Source organism: Streptomyces sp. 3MP-14, assembly GCF_006334905.2.
In the GTDB taxonomy this organism is placed as follows: Bacteria; Actinomycetota; Actinomycetes; order Streptomycetales; family Streptomycetaceae; genus Streptomyces; species Streptomyces triticirhizae.
Map to the genome: position 1 here is coordinate 54,317 of NZ_VDLZ02000014.1, position 20,841 is coordinate 75,157.

Below are 20,841 nucleotides of genomic sequence, written 5' to 3' on the forward strand. Positions count from 1 at the left end.
GACGTGTGGTCACAGGACGGATCATGCCGCACACCACCGACAATTTCGCCACGCCCTCTGGTGGCCCAGAAATCGTTTGGTAAGCTAAATATTAACGATTTCTTGACGCTCACTTTGCCGAGCCGTCCGGACGCCGAGAAGGAGACATTCACTTGCCGACGCCCACCCGACCCGGCACCCTCACTGGTCCCGCCGCTCTCCCGTCCGTTTCCCCGTCGCTCCGCCCCCGGGGGTGATGCGGGATGGGACACGCTGACACCCTGCTCGCGATGGGCGGCGCCTTCGTCGCCGCCGCGTTCCTCGCCCGCCTCGGCGGCCGCATAGGCCTGCCCACGATTCCGCTCTTCATCCTGGCCGGGATACTCCTCGGCCCCAACACCCCCGGCTTCGTGCTGCTGGAGGACCCGCACGACCTGGAGATGCTCTCCGCGCTCGGCCTCGTGCTGCTGCTGTTCTACCTCGGTCTCGAGTTCCACATGGACGACCTCAAGACCGGCGGCAAGAAGATGGCGGTGGCCGGCTGCGCCTATCTGGCGCTCAACGTCGGCGCCGGGCTGGGGTTCGGCTTCGCGCTGGGCTGGGGCACGTCCGAGGCGCTGGTGCTGGCCGGTGTGTTGGGCATCTCGTCCTCCGCCATCGTCACCAAGATCCTGGTGGACGCCGGCCGCATCGGTAACCCGGAGACCAAGCCCATCCTGGGCATCATCGTGGTCGAGGACATCTTTCTCGCCCTCTACCTGGCCGCTCTCCAGCCGGTGATCTCGGGCTCCGAGAGCGCCGGCGAGACCGCCTGGCAGATCGCCAAGGCGTTCGGCTTCCTGCTGCTGCTGGCCATCGCGGCCCGCTGGGGCACCAAGCTCATCGGCCGGCTGTTTGCCATCAAGGACGACGAGCTGCTGGTCATCTCGTTCCTCGGCGCGGCCGTGCTGGTCTCCGGGATCGCCGAGCAGTTCGGGGTCGCCGACGCCATCGCCGCCTTCATGGTCGGCCTGATCCTGGGCAACACCGCCAACGGCGAACGGATCAGGGAGCTGGTCCACCCGCTGCGCGACGCCTTCGCCGCGATCTTCTTCTTCGGCTTCGGGCTCTCCATCGCGCCCGGCGACCTGCCGACCGTCATCTGGCCGGTGCTGATCGCGGTGCTGATCACCGTGGTGATGAACGTGGGCGCCGGCCTGTTCACCGCCCGGATCTACGGGTTCGGCGCCGAGCCCACCGCCAACGTCTCCACCACCCTGCTGGCCAGGGGCGAGTTCGCGCTGATCCTGGCCACCATGGCCGCGGCGGCCGGGCTCGACGAGCGGCTGTCGCCGTTCATCGCCGGCTATGTGCTGATCCTCGCGGTGCTCGCGCCGCTGGTCGCCGGGCGTTCGCACTGGCTGGCCAAGATCCTGCCCGGCGGCCGGAACACCCCTGGCGAGGAGGCGGCGGCCATCCCCGAGCCGGAGCCGGCGAACTCCGGCAGGTAGCTCGGGGCGCTGCGGGAGCCACCCCGACGGGCCGCCCCGGCCCGAGCGTCCCGCGCGCCCGGTCCCGTTCCACCGTGTCCTCCGACGTCCCCCCATGCGTTCAGTTCCGCGTCAACGCCCGGCCGTGTGCCGGGCGTTGGTCGTATCCGACGGTGGTGATCACGGGTCATCGCGCGGCCACTGGCCGCGACGGCGCTGGTGTGAGAAGTTCAGCGGGTGAGCCAGACCACACCGCCCGGCTGGTACCAGGACCCGGGCCGACCAGCGGGCGAGCCGGCGCGCGAGCGCTGGTGGGACGGTGCGGCCTGGACCGCCAGGACGAGGCCGGCCGAGGGGGCGCGCACCCCGACCGTTCCCTCGCTGCCCGCCGACGCCGCCGCCCGCCCGCACTCGCTGCCCACGCTGCCCGGCGAGCCGCCCTCCGCCCCGCCGGCCGCCGACCCGGCGCCCGACCCCGCCGCCCGGGGCCGGCGGCGGGACCGGGCCGTCGTTGGCTTCGGGCTGCTGGCCCTGGCGGTGACGGCCGCCCTGGTCGCCGCGCTCTTCCTGGGCGACGGCGGCCGGCCGGCGCCCCTGCCGACCGACGGCGAGGGCCCCTCGCCCACGGGCGAACACCCCGCGCTGGACGGCCCGTTGACCGAGACCCAGGTCGAGGGCGTGGCCCTGCCGCTGCCCGAGGGATGGGACGAACGCCGGACGGACGGCGTGGTCTCGCTGGCGCGCGACACCTACCCCTGCCCGGCCGACGAGACCCTGGACTGCCTGGCCGGCGCCGCCAGCCTGCACGCGGTGCCGGACGCCGGAACGCTCTCCGCCGAGGGCGCGGCCCGCTCCGACGTCGCCGCCTTCCAACGGGCCGCCTACCCGGCCGAGGCCTACGGCGGCGTCTTCGGCAGCGAGGAGTTGCTCGCCGAGCCGGTCACCGTCGCCGGCCAGCCCGGATACCGGGTGCGGGTCGGCCTGACCACGCCGTTCAGCTCGGCGGTCGTCGAGTCGGTCGCCTTTCCCTCGCCCCGGGACCCGTCCATCCTCCTGCTGCTGCGGCTGAGTTGGGACGACACCGACAACGGTCCGCCTTTGTCCGATCTGGAGCTGATTCTGAACGGTGCGACGACCGTCTCCGACGGGCCAGGTACCGCTGCCTAGCCGCGCGCCCGTAAAGTAACCCCGTTCACGTGTGACCAGCAGGTCGCCGGTTGGCCGGGGAGTGGGGCGGATGAACACCGAGCAGGGGCCGCGTTCGATCCCCGTCCCCCCGCTCGCCCACACGCTGCCCCCGCAACCGGCCCCCGGCGCCGCCCCGCCGCCCCCGACCGTCCCGCCGTCGCCCCTCGGGCCGCCGCCCCCGCCGGGCGCACCGCCCCAACCGGGCGCCCCACCGCCCCCGTTCGCGCCCCCGGCGCCCGCCAACCACCCCCCGGCGTCCGCCAAGCGCCGCCCGGCACGGCGGCTCTGGCAGGCGCTCGGCGCCCGCGTTCCGCTGCGGCTCGTCGGGGCCGTGGTCTGCCTGGTGCTGGGCACCGGCCTGCTGGGCGGCGCCGCCGCCGGCGCCTGGCTCGCCGGCGGCGACGAGAGCGCCGAGGCGGCCGAGGCGTCCTGGGAACGGGGCCGGCAGCTGTGGCACGAGGTGCCCGTGGACGAGCTGTTCCCGCCGGAGTTGACCGCCGAGGAGGCCGGCCCAGGCGGCGCCGACCGCCGCTGGCTGCGGCTGGGCGTCGCCCCCGACAGCGGCTGCTCCGACGCCTTCGACCCGCTGCTCACCGAGGTGCTCTCCGCCGTGGGCTGCCACCGGCTGATACGCGCGACCTACACCGACGAGACCGAGACGACTGTGACCACCGTCGGACTGCTCTTCACCACGGCCGACCGGGTCGGCATGGCCGCCCTCGCCGAGCGCTTCGCCGACGAGGGCCTCGCCGACCGCCCCGACCTGCTGCCCCGCCCGTTCCCCGTGGACGGCACCGTCGCCGCGTCCTTCGGCGAGGCCCAGCGGGCCTCCTGGTCCATCGCCGTCGAGGACGAACTGCCCGTCGTCTCCTGGTCGGTGACCGGATTCGCCGACGGGCGGCCGGTCGGCGAGCCCACGCCGGCGGCCCGGGCCACCGCCGAGGGCGCCGAGGGCAGCGTGGCGCTGGCCGGGCTCGGCCACGACAGCCGGGGCATCGCCGAGCGCGTCACCGCCGCACTGCGCGGGGCGCACGAGGCGCGCGCGGGAGCCGGCTCGTGAGCCGGCGCCTGGCGCGCCGAACGCGCCTGCTCACGGCCGCCGGCCTTGCCCTCGGCGTGCTGTGGGGCACGGCCACGCCCGCCGGAGCCGACTCCATCAGGGATCAGCAGCGTTGGGCCCTGGACGCCGTGAACGCCCCCGCCGCCTGGGAGTTCACCCGGGGCGAGGGCGTCACCGTCGCCGTCCTCGACACCGGCGTGGACGACGACCACCCCGACCTGGCGGACAACGTCGACTCCGGCTGGGACTTCGTTCAGATGGGCGCCGAGCCGGGCGACCGGTACTGGGCCGCCCACGGCACCGCGATGGCCGGCATCATCGCCGGCCACGGCCATGGCCGCCAGCGCGGCGACGGCGTGCTCGGCGTCGCCCCCGAGGCCCGCATCCTGCCGGTCCGGGTCCTGCTGGAGGACGACGACCCGGAACGCGACCGGGCCAGGGACGAGCGCGCCGGCGCACTCGCCGATGGCATCCGCTGGGCCGCCGACCAGGGCGCCGACGTGATCAACCTCTCCCTCGGCGACGACAGCGCCTCCGCCCACCCTGACCCCGAGGAGGACGCCGCCGTCCGCTATGCCCTCGGCAAGGGCGCGGTGGTCGTCGCCTCCGCCGGCAACGGCGGCGAGAAGGGCGACCCGGTCTCCTACCCCGCCGGCTACCCCGGCGTGATCGCGGTCACTGCCGTGGACCGGGGCGGCAGCCCGGCCGAGTTCTCCACCCGCCGCTGGTACTCGACGATCAGCGCGCCCGGCAAGGACGTCATCGTCGCCGACCCCGACGGCCGCTACTACACCGGCTGGGGCACCTCGGCCGCCGCCGCGTTCGTCTCCGGGAGCGTCGCGCTGCTGCTCTCCGCCCACCCCGACCTCGAACCGGCCCAGGTGCGGCGGCTGTTGACCGAGACGGCGCAGCACCCGCCGGAGGGCGGCAGGAACGACGCGGTCGGCAGCGGCATCGTGGACGCCGCCGCCGCGATCGAGGCCGCCAACGAGGCGGCGGGCGCGGCGGGCGCGCCCGCCGCCGAGAGCGGCGGCACCTATGCCGGCGAGTACTTCGGTCCCGGGCCCGCCAACGAGTCCGCCGACGGCGGCGGCACCGGCTGGCTGGCCCCGGCCGCCGGCGCGACGGGCGTCCTGCTGCTGGGCACCGGCGGCGTCCTCCTCTTCCGCCGCATCTGGCTGGGCGGCCTGCCTGTGAGATGAACGCTGGCCGCTGGGCTTTCGGGGAACGGGCCGCCGGCCCGGCCGCTGGCCGCCTGCGGCGGGCGTTGCGGGTGGGTGGCGGCTTGGACTGCCGCCGGGCCCCCGGCCGCCTGCGGCGGGCAGGGCAGGCAAGCGGTCTGTTGGTCCGTCGCATCCCGTTCCGTCGGGCCTGCGGCGGGCGTTGCCGGAGGGCAGTCGGTTGCCCCGGTCGTTGGTCGCCTGCGGCGGGCATGGTGGGGCTGCGAGAGGGCGGCCGGTTGGGCTGCCGCCGGCCGCCTGCGGCGGGCGCGCGGCTGGACGGCGCGGCTCCTGGTCGCCTGCGGCGGGCATGGGGGGCAGCGGCCCGTTGGTTCGTCCCGCCGCGCTTGCGGCGGGTGCTGCGGGAACGTGGTCACTGCGCCCGGCTGCTGGTCGCCTGCGGCGGGTGCGGTGGAGTAGCCCCGGCGGGTGGTGGCTTCGGCTGCCGGCGGGCCCCGCCGCCTGCGGTGACCATGGGAGCAAGCGGCCCGTTGGTCCGTCTCGACCCGCCTGCGGCGGGTGCTGCGGGAAGACAGCGGGGTGGCCCGGCTGCTGGCCGCCCATGCGTGGGCCGTTGGCGCCGCCCGGCTCTGCCTGCGGCGGGGGTTGCGGGCCGTTCTGCTGCACGCCGGCGCGGCGTGGGCGGTGAACGGAACGGTGGCGCGGTCGAGTTGGTGATCAGGGGTGGGCCACGGCCGCACGGTGCCGCTGTGCGAGGGGTGTTGAGGAAGCCGGTCGAGGATCGGCCGTTGGCGGAACGGTGGCGCGCGTCGGGCGGCTGCCGGCTTGCCGGTGGGGTGTCCGCCGGGCCGCGAGCCCGTGGCCGCGCTGGCTGGCGGGCACCCCGCTCGCCAGGGCAATGGGTGCCGTCCGTGGGTGAGTTGGGCTGCTGCCGGTGGGGTGTCTGCGGTGGCCTGATGCTCTGGTGGCGCCTGGCGGTGGTGCGTCAGTCGCTGGTTCGGGCTGACAGGTGGCGCGCCCGGCGGGCGGGCGCGTGGTCAACGGCAGTTCACCGTCGGGGAGTTGGGGGTGCTCGTCGGCGGTGACCGGGGCCGGCCATGCCCGCTCCGCCGGGTTGCCGGCCGGCGGGCACACCTGACCTTCGGCCTCCGGCCGCCCGCCCAGGTCAACAGGCTGCGTCCGTCTGGGAGTCGGGCGGCCCCGGCCGGCCGGCGAACGCGGGGGAGTCGTCCGTGGAAACCGGCGAGCGCGGTGGTCCACCGCGCGGCGGAGCCCGCCGGTGCCCAATCGCCCCAGCACCAGCCCACCGCCCCGGAGTCCCGACGGCCCCTCCGGCTCATCGGCTCGCCGGCCCAACGGCCCCGCCGGCCCAACGGCCCCGCCGGCCGAACGGCCCCGGCGACCCGCAGTCCGAACAGTCCCGGCGGCCCGCCGGCCTATCGGCTCGCCAGGCCAACGACCTGCCGGCCCACCGACCCGGCGCCCCATCGACCCATCGGCCCATCGGCCGAACGGCCCGCAGTCCGAACGGCCCCGCCGTCCCGTCGACCTATCGGCCCGCAGCCCCGCCGGCCCACCGAGCCGCATCCCCAACGGCCCCTCCGGCCCATCGACCCGCAGCTTAACGACCTGCCGGCCCACCGACCCGACGCCCCATCGACCCGCAGCCGAACGGCCCCACCGACCTGCCGGCCCACCGACCCGACGCCCCATCGACCCGCAGCCCAACGACCTGCCGGCCTGCCGGCCCGTAGCTCAACGAACTGCCGACTTGCCGGCCCGCAGCCCCAACGGCCCCGCCGGCCGAATGCCCCATCGACCCGCAGCCGAACGGCCCCACCGGCCTGCCGACCCACCCACCGCCCCGCCGGTCCAACGGCCCCGCCGACCTACCGGCCGCACCGGCTGAACGGCCCACCGGCCCATCGACCTGCCGGCCCAACGGCTCCGCCGGCCCGGCCGCCCCGCCGCTCAACGACCTGGCCCCGCCCCACCGCCTCACCACGCCACCGCCCCACCGCCCCGCCGCTCCACCGCCCCGCCGGCAGCGCGACGTTCGGACCGGGCCCGCGCGGTCCGACGGCGTCTCGCATCCAGGAAACAGCGCCCCGCACCAGGAAGCAGAATCCCCACGTCCCCGAACCCCCCGGAGGGAACCCCACCACCCGGCACCCCCACCCGACCTGAACCCCCCAGGGGTTCAGGTCACCCGAGGCGCCGCGCCAGCGGCCAACGTGTGGATGGCCGCCTCGGCGGCCCACTCGACGGCCGCTATCCCGGCCTCCTGGCTGGAGTGCCCGTCGGAGACCACGGCCACCAGGTAGTCGCGGCCCCGCGCCGTCACCCAGCCGATGCTGTTGACGTCCCACAGCCCGGTCTCGCTGCGCGGCAGCCACCCGTTCTTCAGCTCGAACCCGTCGAGGTTCGTCTCCCCGCCGTCCGCCGCCGCCGATATCCCCCAGCGCTGGCCGTCCACCACCGAGGCCATCAACTCCCGCAGATAGCGCTGGGATTCGGCGTCCAGCGCCGAGTCCGGCGCGTATATCGCGCGCAGCAGGGCTATCTGGTCGGCGCTGGTGGTCTGGGTCAGGCCCCAGTGGCCGCCGGCGCCCGGCGTGGTGGCGGTCAGGCCGAGGCGCTCGTTGGCCTCGGTCAGGCCGGCGGCGCCGCCGATCTGCCACCACAGCGCGTCGGTCGCCGCGTTGTCGCTCTGCCGGATCATGACCTCGGCGCGTTCCCGTTCCAGCTCGGTCAGCTCCCGGTCCTCGTCCTGCGCCTCCAGGAGGAGCGCGGCCAGCACGTTGACCTTGACGATGCTGGCCGTGTCGAACCGCTGGCTGCCGAAGGTGGCGGTCGTCCCGCTGTCCAGGGCTGCCACCGAGACCGACAGCCTGGCGCCCGGCTCGGAGGGCAGCGGCGCCATCGCGTGGGCCAGCGCCGCGTTCGCCGCCCGGTCGGGGATCAGCAGGTTCGGCGAGGTGCGGGAGGGCGGGGAGAGGTCGGACGTGATGTCGCCGAGCCCGTCTCCCGCCGGCGGGCCGGCCTGAACCTGGTCGGAGGCGGGCTCGCCCGGCTCGCCGTCGGCCGTCATTTGTGGCGCGTCTCCCACCGCAGCGAACGCCAGCAGCGTGCCCGCGAGGGCCGAGTTCACCAGCAGGGTCGGGCGCAGCCGCCGCGCTGGGTGCCGGTCGTTCAGATTCATAACTCTGAACGGTAACTCGCACATTCACACGAGTCACCGGCGTATGTGTGAAAAACGGGTAACAGTGCGTGAGGAGGAAGCCGCCCCTCCGTTCCCGTCGCCCGCCGCAGGCGCCGGCTCACGCCCTGGATACCCTCGACGGATGGCGCTCAGGAACATCCCCCAGCCCGCCTTCGCCGACGACGACGGCACCGCCGACCCCGCGCTCCGCGCGGCCCTCGACGCGTGGGCCGCCCAGCCCGACCGGCACGCGCCGGCCGTGGTGGCCGCGCTGGCCGGCGCCCGGCTGCTGGCCGGGGTGGTCGCGGTCCTCGGCGAGGAGGAGGTCGACGGGGCCGGGCGGCGCCGCGAGAAGAGCAGCGACATGGCGTTGCTCACGCTGGAACTCCTCGGCGGCCGGCGGGCCCTGCCCGTCTTCACCGCGCTGGACACCCTGGCCCGCTGGCAGCCCGAGGCGCGCCCGGTGCCGGTGACCGCCACCCAGGCGCTGGCGGCCGCGGTGCAGGAGGGCGCCGGCGCCCTGGTGCTCGACGTGGCCGGGCCCGTCACCTTCGAGGTGGTCGGGCCGGCGCTGCGCTCGCTGGCCGGCGGCGGCCCGCCCGCCGAACGGCCCGAGGTGCTGGCCGCCGTCCGCGAGGTGCTGGCGGCCCAGCCGGCCGTGGTCGCCGCCCAGCTGGTGCCGGGCGGCTCGGCCGACGGCACCCTCGCGGTGCTGCTCGACCAGGGCGCCGACGCCACCGCCGTGGCCCGCGCGCTGGCCGGCGGCCTCGCCGCGCACCGGACGCTCCGCGCCCACCTGGTGCGCGGCCTCAGCCTGGCCGTGCTGCCGCCGGGCAGCGGCCTGCCGGGGGAGCCCAGCTACCGGCGCTGAGCGGCCGGGTTCCACGAAGTTCAAACGAACGGGAGCCCTCACCCGGACGGCTCAGCCAAGGTGCGGGGGGTCGCGCGGTGGCCAAGACTGCCAGCAGATCCGCTAGGCACGGGAGGCGCCATGTCCGCCGAGACCTCCGCCAAGACCACAGCCGACGCCTCCGCCGGGGGCGTCGGGGAGCACGACCCCAGGGCGCTCGCCGCCGAGGCGGTCGGCACGCTGGTCCTGGTCTTCTTCGCCGTCGGTTCCGCCGTGCTCGCCGGTGAGTTCATCGGCAGCCTGGGCATCGCGCTGACCTTCGGCTTCGCCCTGCTGGGGCTGACCTATGTGCTGGGGCCGATCTCCGGCGCCCAGTTCAACCCGGCCGTCACGCTCGGGATGCTGCTGTCCGGCCGCATGAGTCCCCGGGCCGCCTGCTGGTACTGGCTGGCGCAGGTCGTCGGCGCCATCGTGGGCGCCGCGCTGCTGTTCCTCGTCGCCCACCAGGTGCCGGGCATCAGGACCGGTGAGGCGTTCGGCAGCAACGGCTACGGCCACCGTTCGGCCGTCGGCCTGTCGATCGCCGGGTCCTTCGTGACCGAGGTGATGCTGACCGCGCTGCTGGTCTTCGTCTACCTCTCGGTCGCCCGGAGGATCACCCTGGGCAGCCTCGACGGCCTGCCCATCGGCCTCACCCTGGCCGCCGTCAGCCTGGTCGGCATCCCGCTGACCGGCGCCTCCGTCAACCCGGCGCGCAGCATCGCGCCCGCGCTCTTCGCGGGCGGCGACGCGCTGATCCAGCTCTGGCTCTTCGTGCTGGCGCCGCTGGTCGGCGCGGCCATCGCGGTGCTGGTGCACCGGTTCACGCACGCGGAGCCGCACGACTGGTTCGCCGACATCCCGTGGCTCTCGTCGAAGCTCAACGGGAAGGGCGGCCACCGGGGCAAGGCGAGTGGCGAGGCCCCCGGGGCTAGCCGATGACCGGGCCGGTGAACTTCTCGCCGGGACCCTGGCCCGGCTCGTCCGGGACGGCCGACGCCTCGCGGAACGCCAGCTGGAGCGACTTCAGCCCGTCCCGCAGGGGCGCGGCGTGATACGTGCCCACCTCGGTGGCGCTCGCGGTCACCAGGCCGGCCAGCGCGGTGATCAACTTCCGCGCCTCGTCGAGGTCCTTGTGCCGCTCCCCGTCCTCCGCCAGGCCCAGGTTGACGGCGGCCGAACTCATCAGGTGCACCGCCACGGTGGTGATCACCTCGACCGCCGGGACCTCGGCGATGTCCCGGGTCAGCTCGGCCGTGTCCTGGCCGGCCCCGCCGGTCGTGGGCTCAGTCTGGGGGTCGCTCATGGCGCCCAGCCTAGGCCCCGGGCCCGGGGCCCCTGACCGGGGGCGGGACAACGGGCGCGACGGCGGCAGGACGCCGGGTTCGCCCATCCCGCGAGGTGGTGTAGCCTGGAATGTGACCGGCCGGACATATGTTGTGTGCGGCCCGCAAGTGGAGGCTCCGCGCTCCCACCTTACTGACCCCAGGGTCGGGAGGTCTTCGGTCAGGCAGCGCCTCGCGGTCACGCCGCGTGGGTGCTCCCGGTCTGTATCTCGGAGCCCCCACCTGTGTGCCGGTCGGGGCGTTTTTTCACGCCCTCCCACAGCCGGCGGTCACCTGACTTATCCGGCACGGCTGTCCGCCAGACATCCGTGCGGCGCAACCGAGGAGGCCCCATCAGCGCCGAGCCCCGTATCAACGACCGGATTCGCGTCCCCGAGGTGCGACTCGTCGGTCCCAGCGGCGAGCAGGTCGGCATTGTGCCGCTTGCCAAGGCCCTGGAGCTTGCCCAGGAGTACGACCTGGATCTCGTCGAGGTGGCGGCCACCGCCCGCCCGCCGGTCTGCAAGCTCATGGACTACGGAAAGTTCAAGTACGAGTCGGCCATGAAGGCCCGTGAGGCGCGCAAGAACCAGGCGCACACGGTCATCAAGGAGATGAAGCTCCGGCCGAAGATCGACCCGCACGACTATGACACCAAGAAGGGTCATGTCGTCCGGTTCCTCAAGCAGGGGGACAAGGTCAAGATCACGATCATGTTCCGTGGCCGTGAGCAGTCCCGCCCCGAGCTGGGGTTCCGGCTGCTTCAGCGGCTCGCGGAGGACGTCCAGGATCTGGGCTTTGTCGAGTCCAACCCGAAGCAGGACGGGCGGAACATGATCATGGTTCTCGGTCCGCACAAGAAGAAGACCGAGGCGATGGCCGAGGCGCGCGAGGCCCAGGCCGCCCGCAAGGCAGAACGCCAGAAGGGGAAGACGACGGCCTGACACCGGCCGCCTTTCCCAGCGGGTTCATTGACAGGAAAGAACGAGGAGAGTACGGCGATCATGCCGAAGAACAAGACGCACTCCGGTGCCGCCAAGCGGTTCAAGATCACTGGCTCGGGCAAGGTGTTGCGGCAGCGGGCGGGTCGCCGTCACTACCTGGAGCACAAGCCGTCCACGCTGACCCGACGCCTGGCCGGCACGACGGAGACCTCTCCGGCCGACGCGAAGAGGATCAAGAAGCTTCTTCGCAAGTGATCCCGGCCGACCGCCAGCCCCACCAGGCGGCGGTCGGCGGACCGACCGGAACCATCCGTTCCCGGGCCGTGTGACCATCCCCACGGCCCCGCTACAAGGAGTACACACGTGGCACGCGTCAAGCGGGCAGTCAACGCCCACAAGAAGCGCAGGGCGATTCTCGAACAGGCCAGCGGCTACCGTGGCCAGCGCTCGCGGCTGTACCGCAAGGCGAAGGAGCAGGTCACCCACTCCCTCGTCTACAACTACAACGACCGCAAGAAGCGCAAGGGCGACTTCCGGCAGCTGTGGATTCAGCGCATCAACGCCGCCGCCCGCGCCAACGGCGTCACCTACAACCGGTTCATCCAGGGGCTGAAGGCCGCCGAGATCGAGGTGGACCGCAAGATGCTCGCCGAGCTGGCCGTCAGCGACCCGGCCGCCTTCGCGGTGCTGGTCGAGACCGCCCAGAAGGCGCTGCCGAGCGACGTCAACGCGCCCAAGGCGGCCTGAGCGATCCCGCTCTTCCCGGACCCGCAGGCCCCGGGGCCTGCGGGTCCGTCGCTTCCCCTGGCCGGTTCGCCGGCGCCGGGGTCCGTTCCCAACAGCCGCCGTCACGAAGCGAGTTCGCCGTCCATGGCTCCTGGCACCCAGCTGACCTCAGCGCGTTCCCCCCGCGTGGCGGCCGCCCGCCGGCTGGCGCGGCGCAGCTTCCGGGGGCGGGAGCGGCGCTTCCTGGCCGAGGGGCCGCAGGCCGTCCGCGAGGCGGTCGGGCACCGCGCGTCGGAGGGCGCGACCCTGCGGGAGCTGTTCGCCACCCCGGAGGCGGCCGAGCGCTATGCCGAGTTGGTCGGGGCCGCCGAGGCGGCCGGCGCCCGGGTGCACCTGGCCGACCCCGAGGTGGTCGCCTCGATCTCGCAGACCGTCACGCCCCAGGGGCTCGTCGGCGTCTGCGCCTTCCTGGACCGGCCGTTGGCCGAGATCCTGGCCGCCGCGCCCCGGCTGGTCGCCGTGCTGGCGCACGTCCGCGACCCGGGGAACGCGGGCACCGTGCTGCGCTGCGCCGACGCGGCCGGCGCCGACGCCGTGGTGCTGACCGACGCCTCCGTCGACCTGTACAACCCGAAGGCGGTGCGGGCCTCGGTCGGCAGCCTGTTCCATCTGCCGGTGGCCGTCGGGGTGCCCGTCGCCGAGGCGGTCGCCGGGCTGCGCGGCGCCGGGGTGCGGGTGTTGGCGGCCGACGGCGGGGGCGAGGCCGACCTGGACGCCGAGCTGGACGGGGACACCATGGGCGGCCCCACCGCCTGGATATTCGGCAACGAGGCGTGGGGCCTGCCGGAGGAGACCAGGCGGCTGGCGGACGCGGTGGTGCGGGTGCCGATCCACGGCAGGGCCGAGAGCCTCAACCTGGCGACGGCCGCCGCCGTGTGCCTGTACGGCTCGGCCAGGGCCCAGCGCCGACCGGGCGGTTGCCGGGCCGCCCGCTAGCTCACCTTCCACAACGTTCGCCCCGCAGGGCTGTAGCCCTGGCGGGTGCTGTGGCGGCCGCCGCTGCGGGATGATTGCCCGTTCAACCGGTCGCTGAACGGGGCGGGTTGGGCGTGCTCGGGGTGACCCACATCGGGAGAGGGGCGAGGGGATGGACACAGCGGTCGGTGCCGGGGAGCTTGCGCGGGTGCACCCCGACGACCTGCCCGACGGGCTGGTGGTCGCCGACCACCGGGGGGTGGTGGTGTGCTGCAACGCGGCGGCGGCCCGGCTGACCGGCGTCCCGGCGGCCGAGGCGCTGGGCCGGCCGATCGAACGGGCGCTGCCGCTGGAGGACCAGGACGGGCGGCCCTGGTGGCGGCTGACCGACCCCTACGGCGGGCTCGCCACCCGCACCGGCCAGCCGGAGCGCAACCTGCTGCTGCCCGGCGCCCGCGAGGTGCTGGTCTCCGCGCGTTACGTCCGCGCCCGGCCCTCGGGGGAGCTGCGGCGGCTGGTGGTCTCGCTGCGCGGCACCGAGGCGCGGCAGCGCATCGAGCGCGGCAACGCGGAGCTGATCGCCACCGTCGCCCACGAGTTGCGCTCGCCGCTGACCTCCGTGAAGGGCTTCACCGCGACGCTGCTGGCGCGCTGGGAGCGGTTCACCGACGAGCAGAAGCGGCTGATGCTCCAGACCGTGGACAGCGACGCGGACCGGGTCACCCGGCTGATCACCGAGCTGCTGGACGTCTCCCGGATCGACTCGGGGCGGCTGGAGATCCGCCGCCAGCCGGTGGCGCTGGGCGAGGCGGTCCGCCGGCGCGTCGACGCCTTAGTCAACAACGGTCAGGACGCCGACCGTTTCCAGCTGGACATCCAGGAGGACCTGCCCAGTCTCTGGGCCGACCCGGACAAGATCGACCAGGTTCTGGTCAATCTGCTGGAAAACGCGGTGCGGCACGGAAGCGGTAGGGTCACCATTGAGGTGCACCGCGCACCCGCGACCAGGACCCGCCAGGAAGGGACGGCCGTCACCGTGAGCGACGAGGGCCCCGGCATCCCCGAGGACGCCATGCAGCGGGTCTTCACGCGCTTCTGGCGGGGCAGCGAACGCGGCGGCACCGGCCTTGGCCTGTACATCGTCAAGGGCATCGTCGAGGCGCACGGTGGCACGGTCACCGTCGGCCGCTCGACCGGGGGCGGCGCCCGTTTCCGATTTATCCTGCCTGCGGGCACCCCGGCCTTTCTCCGCTGAGCCGTCCGGTGGGTCACCACCGGGAGCGGGAACCACCAGCACGGGCCGAGTCCGCAGGCTGACCCACGCGTGTCCAGGCCGCCGCGCGCCGCCCCTTAGACTCGGGTCCCGGGTCCTCGCGGGGCGTAGCGGAGCCCAAGCCATCAGGAAGCACGGGAAGAGATGTCGGCACCCAACAAGTCGTACGACCCTGTCGAGGTCGAGGCACTGAAACCAGAGGAGATCGACGCGGCCAGGGACGCGGCGCTCGCCGCGTTCGAGGCCGCCGCCGACCTTGAGGCGCTGCGAGAGGCCAAGATCGCGCACACCGGCGACCGTTCGCCGCTGGCGCTGGCCAACCGCGAGATCGGCGCCCTGCCGCCGCAGGCGCGGGCCGCCGCCGGCAAGCGCGTGGGCCAGGCCAGGGGCGCGGTCAACAAGGCGCTCGCCGCCCGGCAGTCCGCGCTGGAGGCGGAGCGGGACGAGCGGGTCCTGGTCGAGGAGGCGGTGGACGTCACGCTGCCCTACGACCGCGCGCCCGCCGGCGCCCGGCACCCGCTGACCACCCTCTCGGAGCGGATCGAGGACATCTTCGTGGCCATGGGCTACGAGGTGGCCGAGGGGCCCGAGTTGGAGGCCGAGTGGTTCAACTTCGACGCCCTCAACCTCGACCCCGACCACCCGGCGCGCTCCACCCACGACACGTTCTTCGTCGCCGACGAGCAGGGCAGCCCCGACTCGGGTCTCGTGCTGCGCACCCACACCTCGCCGGTGCAGATCAGGTCGCTGCTGGACCGGGAGCCGCCGGTCTATGTCGTCTGCCCCGGGCGCACCTACCGCACCGACGAGCTGGACGCCACCCACACGCCGGTCTTCGGCCAGGTCGAGCTGCTGGCCGTGGACGAGGGCCTGACCATGTCCGACCTGAAGGGCACCCTCGACCACATGGTCGTCTCGCTCTTCGGCCCGGGGATGCGGACCCGGCTGCGGCCCAACTACTTCCCGTTCACCGAGCCTTCGGCCGAGATGGACATGGTGTGCTTCCGCTGCCGGGGCGAGTCCGTGGGCAACCCGGACCGGCCCTGCCGCACCTGCTCCAGCGAGGGCTGGATCGAGCTCGGCGGCTGCGGCGTGGTCAACCCCCGGGTGTTGGTCGCCTGCGGGGTCGACCCGGAGCGGTACAGCGGCTTCGCCTTCGGCTTCGGCATCGAGCGGATGCTGATGTTCCGGCACGGCGTCGCCGACATGCGGGACATCATCGAGGGTGACGTGCGGTTCACCCGGCCGTTCGGGAGTGAGATCTGATGCGCGTGCCCCTCTCCTGGCTCCGGGAGTACGTGGACCTGCCCGCCGAGGTCGGCGGGCGCGAGGTCGCCACCCGGCTGATCTCCGCCGGCCTTGAGGTCGAGCTGGTAGAGCGCCTGGGCGCCGACCTCACCGGGCCGCTGGTCGTCGGACGGGTCCTCGCCATCGAGGAGCTGACCGGGTTCAAGAAGCCGATCCGCTACTGCCAGGTGGACGTCGGCGAGGCCAACGGCACCGGCGAGCCGCAGAACATCATCTGCGGCGCGACCAACTTCGCCGTCGGCGACAAGGTCGTGGTCGTGCTGCCGGGCGCGGTGCTGCCCGGCGGGTTCAAGATCTCCGCGCGGAAGACCTACGGCCATGTCTCCGAGGGCATGATCTGCTCCTCGCGCGAGCTGGGCGTCGGCGACGACCACGACGGCATCCTGGTGCTGCCGCCCGAGCACGAGGTCGGCACCGACGCCATCACCCTGCTCGAACTCCTCGACGAGGTGCTGGACATCGCGGTCACCACTGACCGTGGCTACTGCCTGTCGATGCGGGGCGTCGCCCGCGAGACGGCCACCGCGTTCGGGCTGCCGCTGCGCGACCCCGCGCTGCTCGACGTGCCGGGGGCCGGCGGCGCCGGGCAGCCGGTGCGGATCGAGGACGAGGCCGCCTGCGACCGGTTCGTCGCCCGCACGGTCACCGGCGTGCGGCCCGACGCGCGCTCCCCGATCTGGATGCGGCGCCGGCTCCAGAAGTCCGGCGTGCGGCCCATCTCGCTGGCCGTCGACATCACCAACTACGTGATGCTGGAGATCGGCCAGCCGCTGCACGCCTACGACCGCACCCGGCTGAACGGGACCATCGTGGTGCGCCGCGCGGCGGCGGGGGAGAAGCTGACCACCCTCGACGACGTCGAACGGACGCTGCACCCCGAGGACCTGGTGATCGCCGACGACCGGGGGCCCATCGGGCTGGCCGGCGTCATGGGCGGCGCCGACACCGAGATCGCCGACGCCCCGCAGGAGGCGCGCAGCCCGCTCGCCCCGGAGGGCACCACCGACATCGTGATCGAGGCCGCGCACTTCGACGCGGTCACGGTGGCCCGCGCGGCCCGCCGGCACCGGCTGTCCACCGAGGCGTCGCGCCGCTTCGAGCGCGGCGTCGACCCGGCGGCGGCCGGCGCCGCCGCCCAACGGGCCGTCGACCTGCTGGTGTTGCTCGCCGGCGGCACGGCGGGGGAGGGCGTCACCGACCTGGGAACGCCCGCCGCGCCCGCCACCGTCGAGCTGCGCGCCGACCACCCCGACCGGGTCGCCGGCGTCACCTACGGCCGCGAGGTCGTGGTGCGCCGCCTCCAGGAGGTCGGCTGCTCGGTCAGCGGCTCGGACGTGCTCCAGGTCACGGCGCCCACCTGGCGCCCCGACCTGACCGACCCCAACGACCTCGCCGAGGAGGTGCTGCGCCTGGAGGGCTACGAGTCGCTGCCCTCCACGCTGCCCAAGCCGCCGGCCGGGCGCGGGCTGACCGAGGGGCAGCGGCTGCGCCGGCGCGTCGGCCGGGCGCTGGCCGGCGCCGGCTATGTGGAGACCCTCAACTACCCGTTCGTCGGCGAGAAGGCGCTCGACGGGCTCGGCCTGCCGCAGGACGATCCCAGGCGGCGCGCGGTGCGGCTGGCCAACCCCCTCTCCGAGGAGGAGCCGCTGCTGCGCACCACGCTGCTGCCCGGGCTGCTGGAGACGCTTCGCCGCAACCACGGCCGGGGCGGCCACGACCTGGCGCTCTTCGAGACCGGGCTGGTCTTCCGGCCGACCGGGCAGGAGCCGGCGCAGATCAGGCCGCCGGTCACCCGCAGGCCCACCGACGAGGAGGTCGCCGCGCTCAACGCGGCGCTGCCGGCGCAGCCGCGCCGCGTCGCCGTGGTGCTCTCCGGCGCCAGGGAGCCGGCCGGCTGGTGGGGCGGCGAACGGCCCGCGCTGTGGGCCGACGCCATCGAGGCCGCCCGGGTGGTGGCCCGCGAGGCGCGGGTCGAGCTGATCGTGGAACGCGACCAGCACGCGCCCTGGCACCCGGGCCGCTGCGCGGCGCTGCGGGTGCGGCGGGACGGCGAACGCCGACTGGCCGGCCACGCGGGGGAGTTGCACCCCCGGGTGGTGAAGGCGCTGGGGCTTCCTGAGCGCAGCTGCGCGATGGAACTCGACCTGGACGTGCTCGCCGACGCGGCGGGCGGCCCGGTCGTCGGCCCCCATGTGTCGACGTTCCCGGTCGCCACCCAGGACGTGGCGCTGGTGGTGGACAACGCGGTGCCCGCCGCCGAGGTGGAGGCGGCGCTGCGCGCCGGCGCGGGTGAACTGCTGGAGTCCGTGCGGCTGTTCGACGTCTTCACCGGCGAACAGCTGGGCGCCGGGCGGAAGTCGCTGGCGTACGCGCTGCGGTTCCGGGCGCCGGACCGGACGTTGACCGCCGAGGAGGCGACGGCCGCCCGTGAGGCGGCCGTCGCGACGGCGGTCTCCCGCACGGGGGCGACGCTGCGTTCCTGACCGGACGCGCGGGCGGGGCCCGGCGCCCTGAGGGCGCCGGGCCCCGCCCGCGCGGTGCGCTGCGCGCTGGCGTTCGGGGTGCCGGCCGTTGGCCGTCTTGGGGCCCCGGCCGTTGGCCGGGGCCCCAAGACGTGCCAGGGCCGGTGCGGGGCTCTGCCCGGGGTTGGGCCGCAGGCCGGGCCGTGCCCCCTGCGGCGGGCCGGAGTTCGCCGGGGCTGAACGGGCCGCTGCCCCCGCGCGCCGTCCCAAAATGCCGCCGTCGGGCGGTCGTTGGTCGGTGCCTGACGGGCCGGGCCGGGCACCTCGGACATGCCGGCGGCGCCCGGGCGCCCCCAGAGCGCCTCGGGTCAGGCGCGGGCCCAGGGGGGCCCGGGTCAGGGGCTCGCCCAGCGGGGGAGCCACGCGTCGTCGGGTGTCTTCGGTGCCGTCTCGTGCAGGTGGGCGCGGAGTTCGGTCAGCGCCGGGTGGCGTTCGTCGGTGCGGAACAGCAGGCTGTGCGGGTACACCGGCGTCGGGTCGTGCAGGGGGACACGTCGCAGGTCGTGGGCCTGCGGCCACACGTACCGGTCTCCGGCGCCGACGAGGGTGGCCAGGGAGGGCGAGTCGGCCAGGGTGTCCATCAGGGCCTCGTCGCCGAAGTGGGGGCCGAGCGCGTCGATGCTCAGTCCGAACGTCTCGGCCAGCGCCGCGTAGAACGCCGACCACTCCATGCCCGGCCGGATGCCGGGCACCCAGATGCGGTGCCCGGCGAGGTCGGCCGGCCTGACCGCGCGGGCGTCCGCCAGCGGGTGAGCGGGTCCGACCAGGAGTTGGAGGGGGAAGTCCAGGAGCCGTTCGGCGCTGATGCCGGCGGGCACCCGGTCGGCCGGCAGCGCGCGGAACGTGGCGTCGACCGTTCCCCTCAGCACCGCCTCGGTCGCCTGGGCCGCGTTCAACTCGCCCAGGGCGACCGGCTCCAGGCTGGTCCGGGGGCGGGAGCGGTAGAACCGGTAGACGGCCTGGGCCGGGGCGATGCGCCGGTTGAGGACGTCGACCCGCAGGGGCCTGCTCCCCGGCCGCACGGCGTGCTCGGCCCGCGCGACGGCGGCCAGGACCCGCCTGGCGTGCGGCAGGAAGGCCCGCCCGTCCAGGCTGAGTTGGGACCCGCGCGGGGTGCGCACCAACAGGGCGACGGCGAGGTCCCGCTCCAGGCCGGCGATCCGCTTGGACACCGCCTGCTGGCTGATGCGGAGTTCGTCGGCCGCCGCCTGGAACTGCCCGTGGTCGGCCACGGCCACGAACGTCCGGACCGCTTCGACATCCATGCCCGGGATCGTACGCGGCACAACCAACGGTGGTGACGGGCGCTCCGACCGGTTGTTTGCCCGGGGGATAGCGGCGTTGGTTCACTCCCAGCGGCCACACGAGGGTTGTCACCGGGAGGCGGAATGGACTTCGTGCAGCGGGTGCGGCGGGCGATCGACAGGGCGGAGCGGATCAACGCGCTGACCTATGCCCAGCAGGACGAGATACGCGAGCGGTGGACCGAACTCACCGGGCAGGCGGTGGACGAGACCTTCCACCTGATCCCGCCCGTCCACACCGACCACGGCGTGCACCTCCGGGTGGGCCGCAACGTCTTCGTGAACCAGGGCTGCCGCTTCAACGACATCGGGGGCATCGAGATCGGTGACGACGTGATGCTCGGTCCGAACGTCAGCCTGATCTCCTCGGGACACCCGCTGGACCCGGCGCGGCGGCGTTCCGAGGTCACGTCGGCGCCGATCCGGATCGAACGCAACGTCTGGATCGGGGCGTCCGCCACGATCCTTCAGGGCGTGACCGTCGGCGCCGACGCCGTGGTGGCCGCCGGTGCCGTGGTGACCCGTGACGTTCCCGCCCGGAGCGTTGTCGCCGGGGTGCCGGCGCGGGTGGTCAAGAAGATCGACTGAGTCCGCGCCTCCCGTCATCCCGGCAGCGGCGCCGCCTCGTCCCCCGAGGCCAGCGGGGCGAACAGGTCGCCCAACTCGTCGAGCCGGTCCGGGAGATCGGCGAGGGTGATCTCTAGGTCCTCGGGCGTCTCGCAGGCCGCGATCTCGTCCCAGGTCACGGGCGCCGAGACCGTCGGCAGGGGCCGGGCGCGGAGGGTGTAGGGGGTGGCGGTGGTCTTGCGGGCGGCGTTCTGGCTGTGGTCGATGAAGACCCGGCCCGGGCGCAGCCGGCGGGCCATCGCCGCGATGGCCAGGTCGGGCAGCTCGCGGCCGGCCTCGACGGCCAGCCGCTTCGCGTAGGCGGAGGTCTCCTTGGCCGGGGTCGGCGTCACCGGGCAGAGCAGGTGCAGGCCCTTGGACCCGGAGGTCTTGACGTAGCAGGTCAGCCCGTCGGCGGCCAGCCGTTCCCGCAGCCAGAGCGCGACCCGGCAGCAGTCGACCACGGTGGCCGGCTCGCCCGGGTCGAGGTCGAAGACGAGCCGGTCGGCGGTGCCCGGGTCGTCCAGCGTCCACTGCGGGGTGTGGAACTCCACGACCAGGTTCGCCGCCCACACCAGCGAGGGGAGGTCCCGCACCACGAGCTGGCGCATCGTGCCGCCGCCCGAGCGGGGCACCTCGCCGGTCATCACCCAGTCGGGGGTTCCGGGCGGAACGTTCTTGGTGAAGAAGCGCTCGCCCGCCGCCCCGTCCGGGTAGCGCAGCAGGCTCAGCGGCCGATCGACCAGGTGGGGCAGGAGCAGCGCGCCGTGGCTGGCGTAGTGGTGCAGCAGCTCGCCCTTGGTGGTGCCGTCGGCGTAGAGCACCTTGTCGAGGTTGGAGAGCGTCAGTCGACGATCCTCCACGGTGACCACAGGCATACCCTGAGGTTG

Annotated in this window: 19 protein-coding genes; 15 read left to right on the plus strand and 4 right to left on the minus strand. The window is 74.4% G+C overall.

The window, feature by feature from the left end; all coding sequences use genetic code 11:
• Positions 1 to 269 precede the first annotated feature (269 nt).
• The 5 genes from FH609_RS22280 to FH609_RS31215 all read left to right on the plus strand — a co-directional run bounded on the left by FH609_RS22280 (position 270) and on the right by FH609_RS31215 (position 5,594).
• A complete protein-coding gene (locus FH609_RS22280; protein ID WP_139671135.1) occupies positions 270 to 1,469 on the plus strand; it encodes a cation:proton antiporter in 1,200 nt (399 codons plus the stop codon).
• A gap of 216 nt (positions 1,470 to 1,685) precedes the next feature.
• On the plus strand, positions 1,686 to 2,615 hold the full coding sequence (locus tag FH609_RS22285) for a DUF2510 domain-containing protein (protein ID WP_139670853.1): 930 nt from the start codon (positions 1,686 to 1,688) through the stop codon (positions 2,613 to 2,615).
• A 70-nt stretch (positions 2,616 to 2,685) separates the two neighbouring features.
• Entirely contained in the window at positions 2,686 to 3,696 is a 1,011-nt protein-coding gene (locus FH609_RS22290) for a hypothetical protein (protein ID WP_226961893.1), read from the plus strand.
• Positions 3,693 to 4,898 carry a type VII secretion-associated serine protease mycosin gene (gene mycP / locus FH609_RS22295; protein WP_139670857.1) on the plus strand — a complete coding sequence of 402 codons (1,206 nt, stop codon included), beginning with the start codon at positions 3,693 to 3,695 and terminating at the stop codon, positions 4,896 to 4,898. The genes FH609_RS22290 and mycP overlap by 4 nt, the downstream gene beginning before the upstream one ends.
• A 537-nt stretch (positions 4,899 to 5,435) precedes the next feature.
• Complete coding sequence (locus FH609_RS31215; protein WP_193318004.1) at positions 5,436 to 5,594, plus strand: hypothetical protein; 159 nt, start codon at positions 5,436 to 5,438, stop codon at positions 5,592 to 5,594.
• A gap of 1,483 nt (positions 5,595 to 7,077) precedes the next feature.
• Here FH609_RS31215 and FH609_RS22300 read toward each other — a convergent pair.
• Positions 7,078 to 8,079, minus strand: a complete 1,002-nt coding sequence (locus tag FH609_RS22300) for a serine hydrolase (protein ID WP_139670859.1) — start codon at positions 8,077 to 8,079, stop codon at positions 7,078 to 7,080.
• Between the two features lie 142 nt (positions 8,080 to 8,221).
• On the opposite strand from FH609_RS22300, the gene FH609_RS22305 reads away from it, so the two are divergent.
• Together FH609_RS22305 and FH609_RS22310 are read left to right on the plus strand one after the other, a co-directional pair.
• Entirely contained in the window at positions 8,222 to 8,950 is a 729-nt protein-coding gene (locus tag FH609_RS22305) for an SseB family protein (protein ID WP_139670861.1), read from the plus strand.
• A gap of 120 nt (positions 8,951 to 9,070) precedes the next feature.
• On the plus strand, positions 9,071 to 9,910 hold the full coding sequence (locus FH609_RS22310) for an MIP/aquaporin family protein (protein WP_139670863.1): 840 nt from the start codon (positions 9,071 to 9,073) through the stop codon (positions 9,908 to 9,910).
• Here FH609_RS22310 and FH609_RS22315 read toward each other — a convergent pair.
• Entirely contained in the window at positions 9,900 to 10,274 is a 375-nt protein-coding gene (locus FH609_RS22315; RefSeq protein WP_139670864.1) for a DUF1844 domain-containing protein, read from the minus strand. The two genes, FH609_RS22310 and FH609_RS22315, sit on opposite strands and share 11 nt — an antisense overlap.
• Positions 10,275 to 10,622: 348 nt before the next feature.
• Between FH609_RS22315 and infC the strand changes: the two genes are divergently transcribed.
• The 7 genes from infC to pheT all read left to right on the plus strand — a co-directional run bounded on the left by infC (position 10,623) and on the right by pheT (position 18,002).
• A complete protein-coding gene (gene infC, locus FH609_RS22320; RefSeq protein ID WP_139670866.1) occupies positions 10,623 to 11,237 on the plus strand; it encodes a translation initiation factor IF-3 in 615 nt (204 codons plus the stop codon).
• A 60-nt stretch (positions 11,238 to 11,297) separates the two neighbouring features.
• Positions 11,298 to 11,492, plus strand: coding sequence for a 50S ribosomal protein L35 (gene rpmI / locus FH609_RS22325; protein ID WP_122185735.1), 195 nt, complete (start codon positions 11,298 to 11,300; stop codon positions 11,490 to 11,492).
• Positions 11,493 to 11,600: 108 nt separating this feature from the next.
• Positions 11,601 to 11,984, plus strand: coding sequence for a 50S ribosomal protein L20 (gene rplT / locus FH609_RS22330; RefSeq protein WP_122185736.1), 384 nt, complete (start codon positions 11,601 to 11,603; stop codon positions 11,982 to 11,984).
• A gap of 123 nt (positions 11,985 to 12,107) precedes the next feature.
• Positions 12,108 to 12,959 carry a TrmH family RNA methyltransferase gene (locus tag FH609_RS22335; protein ID WP_139670868.1) on the plus strand — a complete coding sequence of 284 codons (852 nt, stop codon included), beginning with the start codon at positions 12,108 to 12,110 and terminating at the stop codon, positions 12,957 to 12,959.
• Positions 12,960 to 13,110: 151 nt separating this feature from the next.
• Complete coding sequence (locus tag FH609_RS22340) at positions 13,111 to 14,193, plus strand: ATP-binding protein (protein ID WP_139670870.1); 1,083 nt, start codon at positions 13,111 to 13,113, stop codon at positions 14,191 to 14,193.
• A 162-nt stretch (positions 14,194 to 14,355) separates the two neighbouring features.
• Positions 14,356 to 15,477: a phenylalanine--tRNA ligase subunit alpha gene (gene pheS / locus FH609_RS22345; RefSeq protein WP_139670872.1), complete on the plus strand. Its 1,122-nt coding sequence runs from the start codon at positions 14,356 to 14,358 to the stop codon at positions 15,475 to 15,477.
• Positions 15,477 to 18,002, plus strand: a complete 2,526-nt coding sequence (pheT, locus tag FH609_RS22350; RefSeq protein WP_139670874.1) for a phenylalanine--tRNA ligase subunit beta — start codon at positions 15,477 to 15,479, stop codon at positions 18,000 to 18,002. Before pheS ends, pheT begins: the two co-directional genes overlap by 1 nt.
• Positions 18,003 to 18,376: 374 nt before the next feature.
• Here the strand turns inward: pheT and FH609_RS22355 are convergent, their stop codons facing one another.
• Positions 18,377 to 19,306, minus strand: coding sequence for a LysR family transcriptional regulator (locus FH609_RS22355; RefSeq protein ID WP_139670876.1), 930 nt, complete (start codon positions 19,304 to 19,306; stop codon positions 18,377 to 18,379).
• Positions 19,307 to 19,429: 123 nt separating this feature from the next.
• Here FH609_RS22355 and FH609_RS22360 point away from each other — a divergent pair, with 123 nt between their 5' ends.
• Positions 19,430 to 19,933, plus strand: coding sequence for a DapH/DapD/GlmU-related protein (locus FH609_RS22360; RefSeq protein ID WP_139670878.1), 504 nt, complete (start codon positions 19,430 to 19,432; stop codon positions 19,931 to 19,933).
• A 14-nt stretch (positions 19,934 to 19,947) separates the two neighbouring features.
• On the opposite strand, the gene ligD is transcribed toward FH609_RS22360, so the two are convergent.
• Complete coding sequence (gene ligD, locus FH609_RS22365; RefSeq protein WP_139670880.1) at positions 19,948 to 20,829, minus strand: non-homologous end-joining DNA ligase; 882 nt, start codon at positions 20,827 to 20,829, stop codon at positions 19,948 to 19,950.
• Between the last annotated feature and the right edge of the window lie 12 nt (positions 20,830 to 20,841).